This window comes from Gelidibacter sp. (assembly GCF_053579655.1).
The window spans coordinates 22,207-41,689 of the sequence record NZ_JBMDWE010000021.1 but is presented as its reverse complement, the minus strand read 5'-3'; the positions used below and the strand labels follow the sequence as shown (position 1 = coordinate 41,689).

Below are 19,483 nucleotides of genomic sequence, written 5' to 3'. Positions count from 1 at the left end.
CTATAAAATTACATTCATGAAAAACAACGTTTTCACACAAAATCCAGACTTAAAAAGCTATCACGAAACTTCGGATGGTGTTAAGTTTTTTAGAGACCAAGACGCTCATGTTCACGCTCGCGGTTTGAAAAACAAAGCGATCAAAGAAGTGACGAGAGGCAGTTTAATGGTTGATGAAGTCATTAGTGAAGTAAAGGCTAAAAAGGTGAAAAGCCTAAAACCAAATCCAGCTACTGAAGCTTCAAAAGATGAAGCTCCAAAAACAGACGCTAAATCTGATAAAGTTGATCAACAAATCGCTTCTGAAACCTTGACCCCAATGGCTCAAGCGAAGTTGAGAATTGAAGCTCTTGAAAAATTAGAGACAGTTGAAGCTGTTGAAAAAGCTTTGGAAGGCGAAACTGCAAAGTCAGTTAAAAAGGCTGGCGAAGCTAAGATTGAAGCTTTAAAAGCTGTTTAAAAAAAGGAATTATAAACGGTTAAAACAATACTATGTTACCAGGAATAAATATTAAGTTCGATAATGGCAATATTGGTACAGTTGTACCATCTGCTGACGGTGTTTTTGGTTTGTTAGCCTCAGCAGTTGCTGTTGTCGATAAATTTGATTTAAACACACCCTACACACTCAAAGGAATGAGTGACGTAGCAAAATTAGGCATCCTCCCAGATGTCAACAATTACACACTTTACACGTGGTTGCGAAAATTCTACGAAGAGGCTGGCGAAGGCACAGAGCTTTGGCTCATGGGTTTTGCAAAAACTGACAAATTAAGCGATTGGTTTGCACCTGCAGTGGCGACTGGAAGAACTCCAGCTGAATTATTGTTGGACGCTTCCAATGGTCGTTTGACTGCATTGTTTACCTCCTTTTCTCCTGATGTATCTTATGTGTCTGTCATTACTGCAGGGATTGATGCGGATGTTGTGGTTGCGAAATCACTTGCACAAACTTTGGCCGAAAATGTAACCGCTCAGGATTACACGCCGATTTTTGTCGTACTGGAAGGCTACGGCTTTAACGGCAATGCCATTGATCTTGCTGACTTGACTGCAGAAAGCAATAACCGCGTCGGCATCTTCATCGGTAATACCGAAAAAAGAACAGGCGACGTGACCGTTAACGGCGCATCTACAAGCGTATTGGCGGGTAGATTGGCAAAGATCAGTGTACAGGAAAGCCCTGCTAAAGTAAAGTTAGGCGCGTTAAAAACCCTGACCGCTTTTATTGTGGATGAACCTGTAGAACAGTATGACGTAGAGGCTCTTCATGATAAAGGTTACATGACCTTTAGAACACATGCAAGAAAATCAGGCTATTATATTGTTGATGGCATATTGGCGACGGACATTGCTGATGACTATCAAAAGTTAGCCAGACGTCGAGTGATCGACAAAGCGTTCAGAATTGCCCATAACATCTTGAGCAATGAAATCCAAAATGATTTTGACTTGACCAACTCTGGAACCATTGACCCTATTTACGCAAAAGACGTAGAAGGTAATGTGGAACGTGAAATCTCCATTTTGATGACCGATAGAGGCGAGCTCTCAAAAGACAGTAGCAATCCTGAGGATACAGGCGTTAAGGCAGCATTTAATCTAACCAACAACGTGGCAGCCACAAACCGCATTGAAATGACATTGAAAGTGAGACCTAAAGGTTACGCTGAGTTCATTGAGGTGTTATTGGGCTTTTCGGTTGAACTAAACAATAATTAACTATGGCATTCAATAGTAGACAATACGAGTGGGCTGACCTAACCCTTTTGCTAGGCGGTCAGGATATTACAGGGATTCGCTCTGTAAAGTACAGTGAGAAAATAGAGCGTGAAGCCATTTATGCCAAAGGCCGTTATCCTGTAGCAATACAAAGTGGAAACGTTGCCTATGAAGGGGAGATTTCCATGTTGCAATCTGATTATGAAGCTTTGGTTAAAGCAGGTAAAGGAAGCGTTTTAAGCTTATCGTTAGATGGTTTATTTGCTTATGGTAATCCAAGTGCTGGCGATATGTTGGTTACAGATCGCGCAATGGGCATTCGTTTTACGGAAGCTGCCAAAGAGTTAAAGCAAGGCGATAAGTTCATGGAAGTGACACTGCCGTTTGTATGTCTAAAAATCAAAAACGTAATCTAATGTCAGAAATCACACAAGAACAAATTGATACTTGGAAAAAACAGCACGAAGCCGTTTTTAAGCTGAACGTTGAAGATAAGGTTGCTTATCTACGAAGTCCTGACCGTAAAACGCTGAGTTATGCAAGTAAGGTTGGCGCACAAGACCCGATGAAGTTTAACGAGTACATCCTTGAAAATTGCTGGCTTGCTGGCGACGACGAGATCAAAACTAAGGACTCATTATTCATGTCTGCCAGTGGTCAACTCGCAAGCATCATTCAAATTGCTGAGTCGAGCTTGGAAAAGCTTTAGAGGTTGCAGTAGTAAACCCCAATGACTTTATCCGAATTAGTAACGCACAATTGCGTTACTATTTCGGCATAAATGACCCTGACAGCCTCACGGATATGGAATGGGCGCATGAAGTGAAATCATTACAATACATACGAAAACTGGAGAATCCAGAATCTTAAACATCCTATTGTCAACAAACCAAAATGGATAATACGCTTAACTACATTCTTAAATTTCAATCGGATGCCGACAAAGTCGCTGCGTCCGTTGAGCGTTTGGATAAAGGCGTCAATTTGGTTAATAAAAACGTCAACACCTTAGGTGTTAAGTTTGGCAATGCCATGGATAAGATCAATTCCAAGTTTTCAGGCATGCGCATTAATGCGTTTGTGCAAAACATACAATCAGCATCTGCAGGGTTAAGTTCATTATCAGCACCAGGATTAAAACTCAGTTCCTCCTTAGCCGACCTATCAGCAATTACAGACGTTACAGGTCATAAGCTTAAAGAAATTGAAGGTTACGCACGTGAAGCTTCCAAAACTTTTGGTGGCGACGCTGCCGACGGTGTAGAAGCTTACAAGCTCATCCTATCTCAATTAACTCCTGAACTTGGTAAAGCTCCTAAAGCCTTACAGGGCATGGGTAATCATATTCAGATATTAAGTAAAGGAATGAGCGGGAACGTTACCGCAGCTACGGACGTTTTGACTACGGCCATGAACCAGTACCAAGTGTCATTGGAGGACCCAATGAAAGCTACTGAAGAAATGGGGCGCATGATGAACATTATGGCTGCTGCAGCTAAAGAAGGTTCTGCGGAACTGCCACAACAAAAGGCTGCACTGGAACAATCAGGTATGGCCGCCAAGGCCGCTAGCCTTCGCTTTGAAGAACATGCAGCAGCTATACAGGTATTGGATAAAGCAGGGCAACGTGGTAGTGAAGGTGGTATTGCCTTGCGGAACACCTTAGCCATATTGTCCACAGGTCGATTTTTACCAAAAGACATTCAAAAGGAATTAAAAGCTGCAGGGGTTGACGTGAACGTTTTGGGCGATAAAACCCTTGACTTTACCGAACGGTTAAAGCCATTAAAGAAAATCATGAATGATACGGCTTTAGTGACCAAGTTGTTTGGACGTGCCAACAGCAACTCAGCCTTAGCCTTGATTAGTGGTATTGATGCGCAGGAACAATTAAAAGGACAAATTACCGACACCAATACAGCTTATGAGCAGGCGGCAATTGTTATGGATGCGCCTGCGGAGAAAGCTAAGCGTTTGAAAGCATACATTGATAATCTTAAAATTAGCTTATTTGAAGCCACAGGCGGAACATTAGGCTATGCCGCTGAATTAGGGGCTATGGCTTTTGACATCTCCAACCTGATCCCAATTTTTAGCGGTTTTGGTGGCGTGATCAGCTTTGTAACCAGTGCTACTAAAATGCAAGCTCTCTGGACAGGAATTGTCACGACGGCCACAAGTATTTGGACGGGTGTGCAATGGGCATTAAACGTAGCTATGTCGCCTATATTCCTAATCCCTGCAATTATAATAGCCATTGGTGCTGCCATTGCTTGGGTGGTATTGAAAACAGAAGGTTGGGGCGAAGCTTGGGAACACACGGTAAACGGTGGTAAGCTCTTATTTGAACTATTCATATCCAGCGCAAAGCTTCAATTTATGACGCTTGTTAATGGATTTATGATCGGGATTAATTTGATTAAAAAAGGGTGGTATGAATTTAAGGAGGCTGTTGGCTTAGGTAACAGTTCCGAAAATCAAAAAATGATTGCCCAAATAGAAGCCAATACTGAAGCTCGTAAAAAAGCAATTATTGATCAGGCTAAAGAAGTGTCTGAAACTGCTATTGAAGCCGCTAAATCCTTTGGAAAAGCTGCGGGCTCCATCAAAATGAAAACAGAGTTGGAAGTTGATGAAGGTGGTATTGCCAATCCTACTATTGCAGGTGCTCATATGGGCGGTGGCGGTTTAGGTGGCGACGGATCAGGCGAAGGCACGAAAACAAATACAGCTATTGCTACAGGTGGTACCAAACATAATTATATCACGATTAGCATTAAGTCATTGATTGATGTGCTGAACATTCAGGGCAAAGATTTTAAAGACAGTGCAAAACAAATGCAGGATCAAAGTACAGATGCCTTATTACGAACATTGGCTATGGCCACAACAGCAGGAAGTTAATGATAACAGATAAAGCAGGCATTATATTCTCGGCCATCATGGGATCAAAAGTAACTGACAGCATACCTAGGTTTACTGCAGTTCAAAATGAATTGATGAAACATGTGTTGCCTCCTATTCCTTTTTTAGGGTTTAGGGACAAACAAGGGATTCATAAAATAGACGCCGATTTTAACGCTGAAATATGGACAGCTGATAAGTCATTGAATACTGCAGATCAGTTTTTTCCCTTTTCATTTAAAGGCGATGACGGTGTGAATTACTTGCTGCCTTATGAGCCTATGATTTCTATCAATGGTAAGAACTCCATTGTGCGTAGACATGTAGCCAAGGCGAAAAGCACACAAACAGGCGGGATCTCATTGGGTGGTACCATCAAAGAAAGATGGACGCAGGATGATTACGAAATCACAATTACAGGTGTTTTGATTGGATCCATATTGACAGGTAATGTTTCCGAATGTTTCCCAATAGCGGATTTTGAAAAGCTTAGAAATTTTATGACCGCTCCAAAGTCTTTAAAGGTGTTTTGTGAGCCATTACAATTATTAGGCATCAATCAGATTGTTATTGAAGAGTTCAGTTTTCCATTTACAAAGGGCGAAAACGTACAGGCCTACGAGATTAAAGCCTACAGTGATTTTGATTATAAGTTACTATTGAAATTAGACGATTAAAAACTTTATGAAAGCGAAAGCAGCGTTCATTGCTTTACTGATCGGGATGATTGGTTTAGTGGGATTCGGAAACACAACCGACCTAGACGACAATTCAAAATGTGTTGACAATTTTTCCATTTTAATTAAAAATGACATGCTTAACATTGACTGGTACATTGAATTTAAAACTAAGGGCGAACGCTACCAGTTGGCACTTATGGCCGAATGTGAAATCATCTCAAGCGTGGACAACTTATCAGATACTGCAACTATTGTTTTGCCCGAAGCGGTTATGAATGAAGTTTTACAACTAGAAGGCAAAGTGGAACGTGGCACGGAGGTACTTATAAAATTAGGCTATGACAATGATTTGCAAACCGAGTTTGTTGGCTATGTTCAAGATGTGACCGTTAATGATAGTTCTTTAAAAATACTGTGTGAAGATTCCTTATTTCTTTTTAGAAAAGGTGTGGCAGATATTGAAATGAAACCGACATCATTACCAAAAGTGGCACAATATCTTATCAATCAAATTGACCCCTCATTTACCTTAAAATGCGATTACGATATCAATTATGAAAAATTTACAATCCATCAAGCTACGGCTTATGATGTTTTGAAAAAGCTGCAGGAAGAAACTAAGGCCAACATTTATTTCAATGCAGAAAAAAAGGAGCTGCACATTCATAGCCCCTATTTGGAAAAGGGCGGCGAAGCTCTGTATTCCATGCAGTACAATATTGAAAGCTCCAGTTTAGAGTATAAGAACAAATTAGATTCTAAAGTAGAAGTCACAATTGAAAGCACGGACATTAAAGGCAATGTTCGGAAAGTCGTTTCAGGTACTACTGGAGGCGATAAAGTTACTTTAAAAGTTGGCGCAATGGATCAGGCATCCATGAAGCGTATCGCCAATGCGGAAGTTTTAAAACAAAGTGCTGCAGGTTACGAAGGCACATATGATACGTGGCTAATCCCCATGGTCAAACCTACCTATTCAGCACGCATAAAAGATGAAGATTACCCTGATAAAACCGCTTATTACTATGTGAAGTCCGTCACTACGACGGTTAGTGAAGCGGGTGGCGTTAGGACGATAACACCAGGAATAAAGTTGAGTTAAATAAAAAGAGAGATACCCACTTTCGTGGGTAATAAATATGGCAGAATTAAGCGAGATTAAAAAAAAGCTAAGGGAGATTGTGGGCGCAAATCCAAATCTCCCAATAACTGCCATAGTTAACGCGGTTCAAGATGATCATTGCTCAGTACAATTAGCCAGTGGTTTAGTGCTGAGTGATGTCAAATTGAAAGCGACAATTACTGAAGGTGGGGATTATTTCATGCTGGTACCAAAAGTTGGCAGCACTATTTTAATGATGAGTTTGACAGGACAACTGGACAACCTGACCATTATTAAAGTGGATGAAGTTGAAAAGATAAGCTACAAGCAAAACGGATTGGATTTTTTAATAGACAGCACCGATCAAAAGGTTATGATTAAAAATGAAAACACAGGTTTGTATGAACTGTTTGATTTGTTGACCACATTATTAAAGGAGTTTAAGGTTTTTACACCTGTGGGACCTAGTGGAACCGCTTTACCTCCGACGGTATTAAAAATAGAAGAATTGACCACCAAATTTAAACAGATTTTAAAAGCGAATTAAATGGCACTTAATAAAGCAGATTTGAAAAATAACATTATCGGCATCCTTACGGATATGATGCAGCGTGAAGAATCTTCAATTGAAGAATTTGCAACCCGCTTATCTGACGATATTGATACTTATGTTAAGACTGCGACCATTAAGTACACAAGTGGTTTAGTTGCTCCAAATGGCGCAGTTACAGGAACGTTTAACGGTAAGTTGGAATAATGAAGGACAGGGCAATTCAGGTTATTGATAATAATGACGACGGTGAGGTTTTGGATTTAAAGATTACTCCAGTGCGTGACGCTTTGGGTAAGATTGTCAGCGGGTTTGTTATTGGCAATACGTTGGAACAAAACAAGGCTTTTATCATGATAGCGCACCCGAACGATTTTAAAGCGAATCCAACCTTAGGGATTGGTTTTGATGATAATCTATTAGGCGAAGAATTATTGGAATACCGTCATAATGTGAGAGAACAGTTTGCAATGGACGGACTCAAGATTAAGACCTTGGATTTGTACAATATCAATAACGTGAAAATTGAAGCCTATTATGAGTAATGTGACAAAACAAGGGCAATCCTTTTTGGACAAAGTAACACAATACACAGGTAGTATTGATAATGCGTTGGAAATGGCCGTGCTGAACAACCTCAGTATTACTGATCCATTGGTAATTGGCGACATTGTAAAAGCAACTGCAGTAACAAATAAGATAGTACACGGATTTTTCAATCCATTTAATGAACCTGCCACGGCATTGACTTATGAAGCCATTGCAGAAATTGACAACGCAGGTATTGGCGAAATGATTATTGAATCAACATTTATAGTAGAATAATGGCAAGGACACGCATCGATATTAAGAATCAATTGACCACTGGCTTTATTGCCAATACCTATATAAGTGAAGCTTATGGATTAGTGGAAGGTCAAACCTTTGAACAACAATTTTCATTAGTGAGCTTTGAAAATGTATTGTTTGATGTCATTGCCTATGCTATCTATTTATTAGAGTTACTATTTGGTCAACATAAAAAGGAAATATCCGATCAGATTAATAAACAAAAGTCCGGGCGTTTGCAATGGTATCGCACCAAAGCTTTAGCCTTTCAATATGGACATGATTTAGTAACCGATCAGGACTATTATGATAATACAGGTATTCCTACCGAATTGGTTGAAGCTTCAAAAATCATTAAACAAAGTGCCGTCACAGATTCGGATGAAGTTGGACGCATCATTGTAAAGATAGCGGGCGAAGTTGGTGGCAAATTAGCGCCAATAACGGACGAGCAACGCAATAGTATCGTGGCTTATTTTAAGGACATTAAATGGGCAGGAACGAATATTAACGTCATTAATAATTTACCCGATAAGCTATTATTGGACTTGGTTATTTATCGAAATGCCTTAGTCCTGGACTCACAAGGCAATAGCATTAAAAATGGTGGCAAACCTGTTGAAACCGCCTTATTGGAATACATGAAGGAATTGCCATTTGATGGCGAATTGATCTTAACCCATTTGATTGACAAATTGCAAGCTGTAGAAGGCGTGGTAAATGTTCACTTAGTATCGGCATCATCAAGTTGGATTGATCCAACCATTGCCGATTATGGAACGCCTACAGGAATCAGCGTTAAGCGTGTGCCTGAAAGTGGCTATTATGAGATTGTGAATTTTGATACTATAACGTATGTGGTTTAGGGTTGACTTTCTAAAATTGGGCGTTGAGCTGCTACCGACATTTTTAAGGAAGCCTGTATTATCGGCCTTCATAAAAACATGCGTCGCTCCCATTGCTTCCATTTATGACGATTGGCACTCCAATAGGATTGACAACTTGTATATGATGGAACATACAGGTCAGGTCTGCTCTTTAAGAAAATCACTTAATGATAAATTTGACCCCGAATTAAGGCGGATTTATATAGGTAATGGCAATTTGTACGACGCAAAGTTTATCCATACGCCAGCAGAAAACAAACCTGAGTTTTTAGGATCGCTCTTTATTTTTTCAAGAGATGAAACAAGTGACACAGGGGTTGATTTTAATGTGTTCGTGCCTGTTTCAATAGCCACAACACAAGCCTATGAATTAAGGGCGCACGTAGATTTTTATAAAGAAGGCGTAAAACGATACACAATATTAGAGTTATGAATAGAATAGATTTTGATCAAGTAGGCGGTTATCGTTTAGAGACGCAGACTTTTAGCGAGATGCAAAAGAACTACAATTTACTGCAGTCCTTAGGCAGTGTTTTAGGAAACCGAGCCATTGTTCAGGGATGTGTTGTGAGCGGTTCTACCGTTACCGATGGTGTGATCTATTGGGATGGCGAATTGATCGAGTTTAAAGGTGGTAATGTTCAGACCACGATTGTCATTGTGCAAACGACTGAAAGCATTCTGTTTTTAGATGGTAATCAAAAGCCAACATTTTATAGACGACACGCTACGTTTGGAACAGGCGTTAATTCGGTGGCTTGGGCTGATTTTAAAAGGATTTTTCCATTGAGTAGCGCATTGTTTCTTAATGAGGTGCGCATGTATGCAGGTGCTATAAACAGCATTCCTGCAGGCTGGAAATTATGTGATGGTATTGACGGCAGGCCAAACCTTAAAGGGCGGTTTGTTGTTGGTTATGATGCTGACGTTGCAGATTATAACGCCATTGGTAAAACTGGAGGCGCAAAAGAGGTCAGTTTGTCTATACCGCAACTCCCTAGCCACTCATTTCACACCGTAGGAGGTGCATATGTCGATGATGGAACTAACACCCAAGTAAATAGTTCCAATACCGTTAAAGTTAGCGGTGACAGACAGGGCGACTATCATAGATATAATCTACACGGTACAAATGCTCAAGCCGATAAAGGTAAAACCAATACATTAGGATCAGGCGAGGCTCACGAAAACAGACCCCCATATTACACTTTAGCATATATCATTTTCACAGGAAACTAATAATTATGGCAAGTTTAAATACAATAAAGAACTGGTTTAAAACAGGTTTAAAACCGACGCAGGCGCAGTTTTGGGCGTCGTGGGAAAGCTTTTTTCATAAGGATGACAAGATACCTCAGTCGGCTATTGATGGGTTGGATACTAGCTTGAGTGCTAAGGCTGATGCTGCGGGATTGGCTGCGGTTGCGGTTAGTGGGAGTTATAATGATTTGGTAAATCCCCCTGAATTGGCTTTGGTTGCCACTAGTGGTAGTTATAATGATTTAGCCGATAAGCCTGATATTGGCGGTGATGGAGATTTTACTGAGGAGGCAGTTAAAGCGTCGCTCGAAAAAGAGACTATTGTCGATTCTGATGAGATTGCTGGACTAGATAGTGCTGATGGGTCGAAGTTGGCGCGGTGGAAGTTTTCGACGGTTAAGGCTAATTTGTTGGCTTATTTTAACACTCAGTATTTGAGGTTGACGACTGCGCAAACTGTAGCAGGCGTCAAGACGTTCAGTAGTTCGCCAATAGTTCCTGCGCCAACTACAGATATGCAAGCTGCTACAAAGAAATATGTGGATGATAAAAAGCCATTATTTACAACTCAAGAAATAACCTCTGGAGGCAACTATAATAACCTAGAGGTTACTGCTGATTTATTGGTTTTCAAAAATGAGAACGCTCAAGCAATACTGAATGGCGTTTGGGGAAAAAAGGACTTTCACATCTTGAATTTATCCACTAAATATGAGGTGCGAGTAAATCACAACAGCTCATCTGTAATAGGCAATGGACTGCCAATTAAACTCCCAACAGCGGGGGGGTCAGTTGGAGTTAAGGGAACTGCAAGGGTATTGTTTTCAACAGAAGGGTATGGATATTTCATTTCAGACACTTGGGGGTCGCTTTATCGCCCAGAATTCAACGGGTTAGTGGAGGAGGAAATTGTTACAGTAAACGAGCACAGCAATGCAGGTTCAAGGAAAATCGTAGAGTTAAGAACTTTCAGAGACGCACAGTCAATAGCCATGTCCAAGATTGATTTAAACACCACTTACCCTGATGCTGTTCGAGGCTTCGAGGTTGTTTGTAAAGGAATAAATACAGTTTATTTAAAAGTTGACAACAACACTAATAGTTGGGTGTCAAGTTCTAATTCTGATGTGCTATGATATACAGTATAGATGGGAATATATTATCTGTTGATGGCAATATGATTGAAAGGAGGGTAAACACACTTGTATATCAATATAAGGGAGATGTTTTTCCGAAAAACGCTTATAATAACGACAAAACGGGTGTTTTTACTTTTACTTCAATAGGGCCAAATTCTATTACTATCAATTATGGAGATGGGAATATAGTGTCTAAGGTATTTGAAGTTTCAGGTGCTCTGTACTATGCCCAATACTCATACGCTGACAATCCCCCTGTTGGACACATTCATAATCATATCTATAATGATGGATTTATTGGAATGAGAAACATTTCATTTGAATTTGAGTTTCCAAATCTACTAAAGGGTATAAATGTAAATCGATTGTATATATATGGTAATTTACCTAGTGAAACGTCTTTTTTCCCAAATATAACTTCAATTAAGTATCAAAGATGCTTCACAATAGAATCTATACCCGACTCTTTTCCTGAAAACTTAGAAGAATACACGGTGTCAGAAGTGATGTCTTCCAAAGTCCCAAAATTGCCCGATACTCTTTTTAATACCACATTGCACACGTTAAGCATCAATAGTTCTTATGACTTATCAGATATAATAAGCTCAAATTTTTTTAAGATAAATCAATTAAACAACTTAGAATCGCTTGGTGTTAACCACTGCGACATTAAGAAACTACCCGATAGTATTTCAGAATGTACTAAACTGTATTCCTTGTTTGTCAGAGGTAATCTTTTTACTGAAATACCTGTTCAGTTAGGTGAGTTGTCTAATTTAGAAATTCTACAGGTTGGCTCTGACTCAGCACTGCTAATAAATAAATCAATTCCTGTTTGGTCTAATTTAAAAAAATTAAGACAATTACGATTTGATTTCTCAGACTGTATTATTTCAGACATAGCAGACTCGTGGAAGTATCTTTACTCTCTTTCAAATATGCTGACTATGGATAAGCTTGCTGAAACCAATTTAAGGTTCAATGAGTTTATTGATGCCTTCTATGAATTATGCACAACCAATGGCAATATTGTTAATAATTCATCAAGTTTCGGAGGTGTTTATCCATATCGTTTTAGGAATATAAGTTGGGGACTTAAAACAAGACTGTTCAATGGGATAAAACAAGCTCCAATCGGTTATGTTCAAGGAGTTTCTAACGGCACACCTGCTAATCAAGGGGAGAAAGTATATGTTTTACAAAATCAATATAATCACACAGTAACACACGCATAAAAATGGAAAATAATTTTGAAAATGAAATAGTTGATGTCATCTACGACAACATGGAAATAGTCCACGTATTAGAACCTAATCAAGAAGGTGTAAGAGGTGTGTCAATCAATCACTTTATGATGCGAGACACTATTAAAACAGTAGAGGGTTTCTTTAATTTCAAAGCTTTTGACCTTGCCAAAATTGAAGATTACAAAAATGAATTAACCTTAAAACTAAATAATTAATGAAAAGATTTATCCACAGAATTTCAAAGTGGTTTTTAGAAACCAAGAGTAAAGCAAGCGCAAAACTGCCCACCTATGATGATGACAAACAAAAGCATTACATCGTAGTAAAAGCCGTGTTATTGTTTGTGATAACTGGCATTTCCATTGCCTGGCCTTTGCTGGCCTTGAAATTAATAGGCGTGCTGTTGTTTGGTGCATTCTTGTGGGAGTTACCCGAGCTGTTTAAGTCGAAGTGGTCACAACCTGCAAGAAAAGAAGCGCAGCAGGATTGGCTTATGGCGTTTTTTGCGGTTTTCCTTGTGGCTTTACAATTAATCTTTAGGGTCACTGGTGTTGATGCTGTTGAAAGTGTTGGATCATCTGGAGGGTTGTCAGTCACGGCAATTATAGGCGTGACGTTGGCTTCAATAGCCTTTATAATTATTGCTTATAAGTTTATCAAGGAGTTTAATAAGTAAAATAATTGGGGTATAAAAACCCCCATCTCTAATACCGTTTAGTTTCTCAGGCCAACGGAATTAGTAAAGGTGCAATAACACCAAGACGAGGGCAAATATGCTCTTATCTTTTGGGTGTTATTGCACCTTTTTTTTTGGCCTGAGAGCCACAAATATAATGAACATCATTCAATCAATCAATCATAAACGAACAGTAAAATTAAATCAAATGAAAAACAAAGTTTACAGTACAGCTCCCTTACCTTTTATGGGTCAAAAAAGGAAATTTTTAAAACAATTTAGGACGGCTTTAGGGGCTTATCCGCAAGATGCGGTTTACGTTGATCTCTTTGGAGGTAGCGGTTTGTTATCACATACCGTTAAAAAGCATTACCCTGATGCTAAGGTTGTTTACAATGACTTCGACAATTACAGGGAGCACATCGATGCAATTGCTCAAACAAATGAATTGATAGGCAAAATAAGGCGCGTGCTCAACGATTACCCAAAAGACAAGCGTGTCATTGATCATTATCGTTATAGTGTCTTAGGGCTCGTAAAGCAGCATGAGCAAAAATATAAGTATGTAGATTATATTACTTTGTCTTCATCCTTGCTATTCAGCATGAAGTACGTATTAGATTATGATGAGCTATTGAAGAGCACGTTATATAATTGCGTCAGGAAGAGCGATTACACCGCTGAGGGCTACTTGGATGGCTTGGAGATCGTATCACTGGACTATAAGCAGTTATTTGAGCAGTACAAAGGAAATGAAAAGGTTGTGTTCTTAATTGATCCGCCATACCTGCAGACGACAAGCATAACTTATAAGAACTATTGGAGTTTGGTGGATTATCTTGATGTTTTAAACGTTTTGGAAGATCATAGGTACTTTTACTTCACGTCTAACAAATCGTCCATCATTGAGCTTTGTGAGTGGGTTGGTAATACAACGCTTACCACTAATCCTTTTGCAGATGCAAATAAGCAAGAGATGCACACGTCTGTTAATTATAACTCAAGCTATACTGATATCATGCTTTTTAAGTAGATTTGTATAGTTTAAAAAGCGTTTAAATGCTGGTTAAACCTCATTTAAACGCTTTTTTTATTGGTCAAAAAATGGGCATTTCGTTTAGAAAAAGTGGGTATTTTGATTTTTCGATTATAAAACCAATCTACTTTTCCTTATTAATAATTGCTCTTTTAGGCTTACTATATACAGGGCACTTGGGAGCATCCTTGGTATACCAACAAGGCGCGGGAACATATAAACTGTCTGACGATTGTTCAGAATTTATTAAATAGAAGAATATTTAATGAATTTTGTTAATTAAAAATTAATACTCTGTTTTTGTTGATTTTAATATATGTCTATCGATTTCGAATTGTGATACGGGACCTTATTGGTTTCTCTCTATTAATTACAGCCTGATCTCAAAACCAGAATATTTTAGTTATAGCAGGTTATCTTTTTGAGATAAATTTTTCAATTAAAGACGAAAGTGTATCTATTTTAGCTTGAGTTTTGCACAACCATTGCACTCATTAATTTGTATCTTTGTCAAACTTTATGAAAATACTCATTTCCATATCAATGTCGTTTATTTTCCTTTTTCAGGGAATTAGTCAAGATATGGACTTATGTGAACCGATTCAGAAAATTTCAAATTTTATTTCCCATTATCAAGACCATAAAGTTTATGGCGACTCTTTCTTTGAATATGTAGTAGAAGATTACATCGATAAAGATGTAAAAAATGAAGAGCATCATAAAAATAAGGGTAGTGAAAATATGCCTGTTCATTCTCATCATCAATGTTGTCATCCTGTAGTATTTATTATAAAAACCAATTCTTTTCTACTCGATCGCTTAAAGTTTGAGGAAAAAAAAGATTTTAATTATTATACTTTCCAATTAAATTCCAGATATCTGGAATCTCTTTTCCAACCCCCAAGAGCATAATTCAGTTTGTTTATAGGATAGCTATATCCTAACGTGATGCTTTCTAATGAAAGCATTACTTCAATTTTAATTCGCGCTTTCGTGTGGATTAATTATTTCAACTGAATTAATACTCTATTTATGATTAACAAAATCATTTCATTTTCCATCAATAATAAATTTATTATTGGGCTGTTTATCGTGGTGCTTATTGGCACAGGCATATATTCAATGGCCACTATAAAATTGGGTTCTGTACCCGATATTACCAACAATCAAGTACAAGTTATAACAACTGCCCCCAACTTGGGAACAGAGGATATTGAGCAATTTGTAACGTATCCTGTGGAATTGGCAATGGCCAATTTACCCGATGTTATTGAGTTGCGTTCCGTTTCTCGTTTTGGACTTTCCGTAGTGACCATTGTTTTTAAGGATGAAGCAGGCACCTATTTACCGAGACAGCTCGTGCAAGAAAAACTTGCAGCAGTAAGTGAAGAGATCCCCGAAGGCTTTGGTAAACCCTTTATGGCGCCCATTACTACAGGCTTGGGAGAAATCTACCAATACACACTGAAAGTAAAAGAAGGTTACGAAGATAAATATGATGCCATGGAACTTCGTACCATTCAGGATTGGATTGTAAAACGACAAATGGCATTAGTGCCTGGCGTTGTCGAAGTAAATGCTTTTGGAGGCTATGTAAAACAATATGAAGTGGCCATAAATCCAGATAAACTCAAGAGTTTCGGTATTACAATGAATCAGGTTTTTGAAGCTCTCAAATTTAATAATGCAAATACGGGAGGTGCTTACATCGAAAAAAACCATCAGGCCAATTTTATCCGTGGTGAGGGTTTGGCACGTAGCATCGCTGATTTGGAAAATACGGTTGTTACTACACAAAACGGCAGTCCTATATTGATACGTGATGTCGCTGAAAAAGTGGGCTATGGCAGTCAAGTGCGTTATGGGGCTTTTACGCAAGATGGCCACGAATCTGTAGGTGGACAAATTTTGATGTTAAAAGGACAAAGCCCAAGCGACGTTATAAAAAATGTAGAAAAACGTATTACCGAGATTCAAAAATCCTTACCGGAAGGCGTTTATATTGATACCTTTTTAAGTCAGAGTGACCTTATTGAAAGAACCACGAGTACCATTGCAATAAATCTTTTAGAAGGGGCATTGATTGTGATTTTTGTATTGGTGCTACTATTGGGAAGTGTCCGTGGGGGGTTGATAACAGCTTCGGTAATTCCATTATGCTTATTGTTTGCATTTATTTTGATGAAACAGTTTGGTGTCTGGGCAAACCTAATGTCCTTAGGAGCGATTGACTTTGGAATAATCGTTGATGGTGCTGTAATTGTGGTGGAAGGAATGGTTTTCCATATCCATCAACGCATGAAAAAAAGCAAACTGGTATTTGGACAGACAGAAATGGATGAAATAGCATACAATTCTGCCAGTAAGATGATGAATTCGGCTTTTTTCGGTCAATTAATTATTCTCATTGTTTTTACGCCCATTTTGTTTTTAACAGGTGTAGAAGGAAAAATGTTCCGTCCAATGGCATTCACTTTTGGTTTTGCCGTCTTGGGGGCAATTATTCTATGTCTTACCTATATTCCAATGATGTCGGCTTTATTCTTAAAACCTGCAAAAAACCAAAATAGTTGGTTTGCCAAACTTGAAAACCGAATTGACAGGTTTAGTGATAAAATTATGGGCGTTTTGAATCGTGCCTATGTACCCTTATTGAATTTTGCACTTCGTTTTAAAGCAGGTGTCGTTATTGGGACGGTCGCTTTATTTTTGATCGCCGGTTATGTCTTCAGCACTATGGGAGGCGAATTTATACCCAAATTCGATGAGGGTGATATAGCCATGCAGGCATTGATAAAACCTGGAAGCAGTCTTACCGAATCCATTGAAACGTCAAAAAAACTGGAGAATATCATCAAACAGTTTCCAGAAGTAATAACAATGGTATCAAGAATTGGGGTTGCTGAAATTCCCACAGACCCGATGCCAATGGACATTTCTGACTGTTATATTATTTTGGAAAAAGATAAAAGCAAATGGACTTCAGCAAATAGTAAAGAAGAACTCATAGAAAGAATTCAAGAGAAAATTTCGGTCATTCCTGGAGTCAACTTCGTGTTTACACAGCCTGTAGAACTTCGTTTCAATGAATTGTTAACAGGCGTTCGGGAAGATGTCGCCATAAAATTATATGGAGAGGACTTGGGAATTCTTGCAGATAAGATTAAAGAGATAGCAGCAGTTATCAGAACAGTTTCTGGAGCGGCTGACCTTAATGTGGAAGCCACCAGTGGCTTGCCACAAATGACCGTGGTATACAACCGTGCAAAAATGGCACAATATGGCGTAACCGTTAATAAGTTGAACGATTACGTAAGTGCCGCTTTTGCAGGAGAAAAGGCAGGAGTAATTTTTGAAGGTGAAAAGAAATTTGATGTGGTCATTCGTTTGGACAAAGCGTTTAGAACGGACATCAACAGTCTTAAAAATCTTTATATTGATTTGCCAAATGGCGCGCAAGTACCTTTAAAGGAAGTGGCAGACATCGATTATAAACCAGGCCCAATGCAAATATCACGTGACAATACCTACCGTCGCGTTTCAGTAGGTGTCAATGTACGCGACCGTGACGTGAAATCGATGGTGGAAGAAATTCAGGAGCGTCTGGAGGCCGAAGTGAAATTGCCTGCAGGTTATTACGTAACCTACGGTGGATCTTTTGAAAACTTACAACGCGCCACAGATCGGTTGATGATAGTCGTGCCAATCGTTCTATTGTTAATCCTTATTCTGCTATACTTTGCTTTGAATTCATTTTTACAGGCCTTAATGATCTATATCGCTGTGCCTTTGGCTGCTATTGGGGGCGTCTTCGTTTTATGGCTTCGTGGGATGCCTTTCAGTATTTCAGCGGGAGTCGGGTTTATCGTCCTCTTTGGAGTTGCTGTTTTAAACGGATTGATACTCATCAATAAATTCAATGAATTAAAAGAAAGCGGCATGACAGATTTAAAAAAACGTATTTACGAAGCGACACACGAACGTTTACGTCCAATTTTATTGACAGCAATTACGACAATTATGGGCTTTATTCCAATGGCGCTTTCCACTTCTGGTGGTGCCGAAGTCCAGCGACCATTGGCAACGGTAGTCATTGGAGGCATGCTTACGGCAACATTTTTAACCTTGGTGGTTATTCCTATTTTGTACTATTGGCTGGAATCACGAAAAGACCGGAAAAGTAATGGTGGTACTATAAGCTACATCAATAAAAGCACCGCAGTAATTACTATAGTATTGCTGTTGGGTGGTGTGTTCACATCTGGAAATACTTTTGGACAGGAATTAAATCCGAACATGGTAATTTCAAAAACCATCACGTTGGAAGAAGCCATTGCATTGGCAAAGCTAAATTATCCGTCCCTTAAAGAAAGCGAAGCCTTTATAGCGCGTGAACAAGCGTTGAAAGGCACAAGTTTCGACTTGGGAAGTACGCATGTTTTTACGGGAAAGGAAGAATATGGAAATAACCTTCCAGGGGTCCAAACTACCATTGGTGTTCAGCAAGCGAATATTGATTTGCTTTCGGGTTTTTCAAAATCGAAGTTCCACAAACAACGTGTGGCTCTGGGAGAAAAATTCTATGCCGTCAATGAGCAACAATTGGTGCGAAATGTGATGCAAGCCTTCGACCAAATAAACTACAACAAGGCACAGTTGCTTTTTGCGGAACAATTGGACAGTGTGTATGGCAATTTTAAAACCGCTGCACAGTTGCGCTATGATACTGGAGAAACAGGCAAGTTGGAATTTATTTCTGCTTCTTCGGAGTATCAACAGATTCAGGTATTGCGGCAACAGGCTTATGATGATATTGAAATTGCCAAACGTGCCCTAAAGCAATATTTAGGAACGGATGGTCCTATTGAAACGGTTTCAGTTCACTATGAGCCATTGAATTTAAATACGTTTATGGATTCAACTTCTGTAGCAAATAACCCGATGTTGCAATATTTGCTTCAAAATGTTGAAGTCAGCAAAGCTAATGTAGGTGTTGAAAAATCGGAGTTTTTACCAAAATTCAGTCTTTCATACGGACGGCAAGTGGTAGCAGATGTTTCAGGCTTTAATACCTATCAGGCAGGAATTAGTATTCCCTTGTGGTTTTTTCCGCAGAAATCAAGGGTAAAGGCAGCCAAGGCAGATGCAATGGTCGCAGAAAATCAATATTTGGAACAAAAAGCGATTACCGAAAGCCGGGTTTCTCAATTGCTCAAATCTCTCGAAAAAACGCAAAAGACATTAACGTATTACGAAGAAGGTGCTTTGCTTTTGGCAGAAGAACAAATAGCCACCGCGCAATTGGCATCCAAGGAAGGCGAAATAGATTATGTAAACTATATCACTATCCTAAATAGTGCCATCAGGATTAAGCAAACACATTTACAATATATCAATCAATATAACCAACAGGCCATTGAGGTACAGTACCAATTGGGCAATTTATAATATA

21 protein-coding genes are annotated in these 19,483 nt (G+C 39.0%); all 21 read left to right on the top strand.

Annotated elements, in window-relative coordinates; genetic code table 11:
- The first annotated feature begins 16 nt into the window (after positions 1-16).
- The 21 genes from ACOH2D_RS11625 (at position 17) to ACOH2D_RS11525 (ending at position 19,479) form a co-directional block, all read left to right on the top strand.
- Positions 17-460, top strand: coding sequence for a hypothetical protein (locus tag ACOH2D_RS11625; RefSeq protein ID WP_449535327.1), 444 nt, complete (start codon positions 17-19; stop codon positions 458-460).
- A 32-nt stretch (positions 461-492) separates the two neighbouring features.
- The gene (locus ACOH2D_RS11620; RefSeq protein ID WP_449535326.1) at positions 493-1,722 is read left to right on the top strand and encodes a DUF2586 family protein; all 1,230 of its coding nucleotides are present in this window, start codon (positions 493-495) and stop codon (positions 1,720-1,722) included.
- Between the two features lie 2 nt (positions 1,723-1,724).
- Positions 1,725-2,138 carry a hypothetical protein gene (locus tag ACOH2D_RS11615; RefSeq protein ID WP_449535325.1) on the top strand — a complete coding sequence of 138 codons (414 nt, stop codon included), beginning with the start codon at positions 1,725-1,727 and terminating at the stop codon, positions 2,136-2,138.
- Positions 2,138-2,431, top strand: a complete 294-nt coding sequence (locus ACOH2D_RS11610; RefSeq protein WP_449535324.1) for a hypothetical protein — start codon at positions 2,138-2,140, stop codon at positions 2,429-2,431. Before ACOH2D_RS11615 ends, ACOH2D_RS11610 begins: the two co-directional genes overlap by 1 nt.
- Positions 2,432-2,616: 185 nt before the next feature.
- Complete coding sequence (locus tag ACOH2D_RS11605; protein WP_449535323.1) at positions 2,617-4,626, top strand: phage tail tape measure protein; 2,010 nt, start codon at positions 2,617-2,619, stop codon at positions 4,624-4,626.
- Positions 4,626-5,303, top strand: coding sequence for a DUF6046 domain-containing protein (locus ACOH2D_RS11600; protein ID WP_449535322.1), 678 nt, complete (start codon positions 4,626-4,628; stop codon positions 5,301-5,303). The genes ACOH2D_RS11605 and ACOH2D_RS11600 overlap by 1 nt, the downstream gene beginning before the upstream one ends.
- A gap of 7 nt (positions 5,304-5,310) precedes the next feature.
- Positions 5,311-6,408, top strand: coding sequence for a hypothetical protein (locus ACOH2D_RS11595; protein WP_449535321.1), 1,098 nt, complete (start codon positions 5,311-5,313; stop codon positions 6,406-6,408).
- 37 nt (positions 6,409-6,445) lie between these two features.
- Positions 6,446-6,955, top strand: a complete 510-nt coding sequence (locus ACOH2D_RS11590; protein WP_449535320.1) for a hypothetical protein — start codon at positions 6,446-6,448, stop codon at positions 6,953-6,955.
- The gene (locus ACOH2D_RS11585) at positions 6,956-7,165 is read left to right on the top strand and encodes a hypothetical protein (protein WP_449535319.1); all 210 of its coding nucleotides are present in this window, start codon (positions 6,956-6,958) and stop codon (positions 7,163-7,165) included.
- Entirely contained in the window at positions 7,165-7,503 is a 339-nt protein-coding gene (locus tag ACOH2D_RS11580) for a hypothetical protein (protein WP_449535318.1), read from the top strand. The genes ACOH2D_RS11585 and ACOH2D_RS11580 overlap by 1 nt, the downstream gene beginning before the upstream one ends.
- The gene (locus ACOH2D_RS11575) at positions 7,496-7,783 is read left to right on the top strand and encodes a hypothetical protein (RefSeq protein ID WP_449535317.1); all 288 of its coding nucleotides are present in this window, start codon (positions 7,496-7,498) and stop codon (positions 7,781-7,783) included. Before ACOH2D_RS11580 ends, ACOH2D_RS11575 begins: the two co-directional genes overlap by 8 nt.
- The gene (locus tag ACOH2D_RS11570) at positions 7,783-8,652 is read left to right on the top strand and encodes a nucleotidyltransferase (RefSeq protein ID WP_449535316.1); all 870 of its coding nucleotides are present in this window, start codon (positions 7,783-7,785) and stop codon (positions 8,650-8,652) included. The genes ACOH2D_RS11575 and ACOH2D_RS11570 overlap by 1 nt, the downstream gene beginning before the upstream one ends.
- On the top strand, positions 8,642-9,106 hold the full coding sequence (locus tag ACOH2D_RS11565) for a hypothetical protein (protein ID WP_449535315.1): 465 nt from the start codon (positions 8,642-8,644) through the stop codon (positions 9,104-9,106). Before ACOH2D_RS11570 ends, ACOH2D_RS11565 begins: the two co-directional genes overlap by 11 nt.
- Positions 9,103-9,912 (top strand): hypothetical protein, encoded by an 810-nt coding sequence (locus tag ACOH2D_RS11560; protein ID WP_449535314.1) that lies wholly within the window; start codon positions 9,103-9,105, stop codon positions 9,910-9,912. The genes ACOH2D_RS11565 and ACOH2D_RS11560 overlap by 4 nt, the downstream gene beginning before the upstream one ends.
- Before the next feature lie 5 nt (positions 9,913-9,917).
- Entirely contained in the window at positions 9,918-11,069 is a 1,152-nt protein-coding gene (locus ACOH2D_RS11555) for a hypothetical protein (RefSeq protein ID WP_449535313.1), read from the top strand.
- A complete protein-coding gene (locus tag ACOH2D_RS11550) occupies positions 11,066-12,307 on the top strand; it encodes a leucine-rich repeat domain-containing protein (RefSeq protein WP_449535312.1) in 1,242 nt (413 codons plus the stop codon). Before ACOH2D_RS11555 ends, ACOH2D_RS11550 begins: the two co-directional genes overlap by 4 nt.
- 2 nt (positions 12,308-12,309) lie before the next feature.
- Complete coding sequence (locus ACOH2D_RS11545; protein WP_449535311.1) at positions 12,310-12,534, top strand: hypothetical protein; 225 nt, start codon at positions 12,310-12,312, stop codon at positions 12,532-12,534.
- Entirely contained in the window at positions 12,534-12,995 is a 462-nt protein-coding gene (locus tag ACOH2D_RS11540; protein ID WP_449535310.1) for a hypothetical protein, read from the top strand. The genes ACOH2D_RS11545 and ACOH2D_RS11540 overlap by 1 nt, the downstream gene beginning before the upstream one ends.
- A gap of 208 nt (positions 12,996-13,203) precedes the next feature.
- Positions 13,204-14,028 carry a DNA adenine methylase gene (locus ACOH2D_RS11535; protein WP_449535309.1) on the top strand — a complete coding sequence of 275 codons (825 nt, stop codon included), beginning with the start codon at positions 13,204-13,206 and terminating at the stop codon, positions 14,026-14,028.
- 522 nt (positions 14,029-14,550) lie between these two features.
- Complete coding sequence (locus tag ACOH2D_RS11530; protein ID WP_449535308.1) at positions 14,551-14,943, top strand: hypothetical protein; 393 nt, start codon at positions 14,551-14,553, stop codon at positions 14,941-14,943.
- 120 nt (positions 14,944-15,063) lie between these two features.
- Positions 15,064-19,479 (top strand): CusA/CzcA family heavy metal efflux RND transporter, encoded by a 4,416-nt coding sequence (locus ACOH2D_RS11525; RefSeq protein WP_449535307.1) that lies wholly within the window; start codon positions 15,064-15,066, stop codon positions 19,477-19,479.
- Positions 19,480-19,483: the final 4 nt, after the last annotated feature.

Coding starts and splice junctions, on each gene's coding strand:
- ACOH2D_RS11625 (WP_449535327.1), top strand. CDS start 17: ATGAAAAACAACGTTTTCACACAAAATCCAGACTTAAAAAGCTATCAC.
- ACOH2D_RS11620 (WP_449535326.1), top strand. CDS start 493: ATGTTACCAGGAATAAATATTAAGTTCGATAATGGCAATATTGGTACA.
- ACOH2D_RS11615 (WP_449535325.1), top strand. CDS start 1,725: ATGGCATTCAATAGTAGACAATACGAGTGGGCTGACCTAACCCTTTTG.
- ACOH2D_RS11610 (WP_449535324.1), top strand. CDS start 2,138: ATGTCAGAAATCACACAAGAACAAATTGATACTTGGAAAAAACAGCAC.
- ACOH2D_RS11605 (WP_449535323.1), top strand. CDS start 2,617: ATGGATAATACGCTTAACTACATTCTTAAATTTCAATCGGATGCCGAC.
- ACOH2D_RS11600 (WP_449535322.1), top strand. CDS start 4,626: ATGATAACAGATAAAGCAGGCATTATATTCTCGGCCATCATGGGATCA.
- ACOH2D_RS11595 (WP_449535321.1), top strand. CDS start 5,311: ATGAAAGCGAAAGCAGCGTTCATTGCTTTACTGATCGGGATGATTGGT.
- ACOH2D_RS11590 (WP_449535320.1), top strand. CDS start 6,446: ATGGCAGAATTAAGCGAGATTAAAAAAAAGCTAAGGGAGATTGTGGGC.
- ACOH2D_RS11585 (WP_449535319.1), top strand. CDS start 6,956: ATGGCACTTAATAAAGCAGATTTGAAAAATAACATTATCGGCATCCTT.
- ACOH2D_RS11580 (WP_449535318.1), top strand. CDS start 7,165: ATGAAGGACAGGGCAATTCAGGTTATTGATAATAATGACGACGGTGAG.
- ACOH2D_RS11575 (WP_449535317.1), top strand. CDS start 7,496: ATGAGTAATGTGACAAAACAAGGGCAATCCTTTTTGGACAAAGTAACA.
- ACOH2D_RS11570 (WP_449535316.1), top strand. CDS start 7,783: ATGGCAAGGACACGCATCGATATTAAGAATCAATTGACCACTGGCTTT.
- ACOH2D_RS11565 (WP_449535315.1), top strand. CDS start 8,642: ATGTGGTTTAGGGTTGACTTTCTAAAATTGGGCGTTGAGCTGCTACCG.
- ACOH2D_RS11560 (WP_449535314.1), top strand. CDS start 9,103: ATGAATAGAATAGATTTTGATCAAGTAGGCGGTTATCGTTTAGAGACG.
- ACOH2D_RS11555 (WP_449535313.1), top strand. CDS start 9,918: ATGGCAAGTTTAAATACAATAAAGAACTGGTTTAAAACAGGTTTAAAA.
- ACOH2D_RS11550 (WP_449535312.1), top strand. CDS start 11,066: ATGATATACAGTATAGATGGGAATATATTATCTGTTGATGGCAATATG.
- ACOH2D_RS11545 (WP_449535311.1), top strand. CDS start 12,310: ATGGAAAATAATTTTGAAAATGAAATAGTTGATGTCATCTACGACAAC.
- ACOH2D_RS11540 (WP_449535310.1), top strand. CDS start 12,534: ATGAAAAGATTTATCCACAGAATTTCAAAGTGGTTTTTAGAAACCAAG.
- ACOH2D_RS11535 (WP_449535309.1), top strand. CDS start 13,204: ATGAAAAACAAAGTTTACAGTACAGCTCCCTTACCTTTTATGGGTCAA.
- ACOH2D_RS11530 (WP_449535308.1), top strand. CDS start 14,551: ATGAAAATACTCATTTCCATATCAATGTCGTTTATTTTCCTTTTTCAG.
- ACOH2D_RS11525 (WP_449535307.1), top strand. CDS start 15,064: ATGATTAACAAAATCATTTCATTTTCCATCAATAATAAATTTATTATT.